Consider the following 919-nt stretch of genomic DNA (forward strand, 5'->3'; position numbering starts at 1 on the left):
CGCCGTGAGAGGGAGGGAGGCGCGAAGCGCCGGAAGGGTGAGGGCGGATGAATCGCGCCGCGCTAAGCCTAAAATCCGTACACCAGCGTGAAGCGCGTCTGCGTATCGACGCTCTCGATCCCCGGCGGCGGGCTCGAATCGATCTGCGCCGAATAGGCGATGCGCGCCGACAATTTTCCCGACAGCTTGGCGTTGAGCGCGGTCAGCGAACTGGTCGAACTGTTCGCCTCGCCCACGACGGTCGAGGCCACCTGCGTCAGCCGCAAGGTCGGCGACAGCTGCCACCCGAAATCGACCCCCGCGAGCGCGGTCAGTTCGTCGTCGATCGTGCCGCTGACGAAATCGGTGCGCCGCCACGCCGGGCCGCCCTTCAGGCTGAGCGCCACCGACTTGCCGTCGATCAGCTTGTAACCGAGCCCGCCGGAGACGTTCCAGCGGCTGTCATAACCCAGGATGCGGTCATGTTCCCAGCGCCCGAGCCCATAGACGAAGCCCCGATCGCTCAGCCGATATTGCGGCTCGAGCTCGACAAGGTAGCGTTCGACCGAAGTACGGCCGTTGGTGCGCTGATAATCGGCCTGCGCGCGAAACTTGTGCGTCCAGTCGATCCCCTTGCGCGCCAGCGCCACCCCTCCGCTCAGCCCCGCCGACTTGGTGTTGCCGCTGCTGTAGGACGCGCCAATTTGTCCCTCGCCCTTCCAGTTCTGCCAGAATTTCGCGCTCGCGAGCTTCGCCTTCGCTGCCGCCGCCTCGGCCTCTTTCGCCTTGCTGCGCGACTGCTGGAAATCGGCGACCATCAGGTCGACCTCGGCCGCGGCCTCGGGATTGGTGCCCTTCGCCAGTCGCGCGATCGTCTCGACATCGGCGTCCTTGCCGCCCTTGATCGCCGCCTCGATCATCGCGCGCACCGGGTCGGGGA

1 protein-coding gene is annotated in these 919 nt (G+C 66.6%); it reads right to left on the minus strand.

Going from position 1 to position 919, the window contains the following annotated elements; translation table 11 throughout:
* Window positions 1-68: 68 nt before the first annotated feature.
* Window positions 69-919, minus strand: an 851-nt coding sequence (locus B1A78_RS21875; protein WP_083734427.1) for a YdiY family protein, incomplete at its 5' end; no start/stop codon positions are given.

Source organism: Sphingopyxis sp. KK2, from assembly GCF_001990265.1.
Lineage (GTDB): Bacteria > Pseudomonadota > Alphaproteobacteria > Sphingomonadales > Sphingomonadaceae > Sphingopyxis.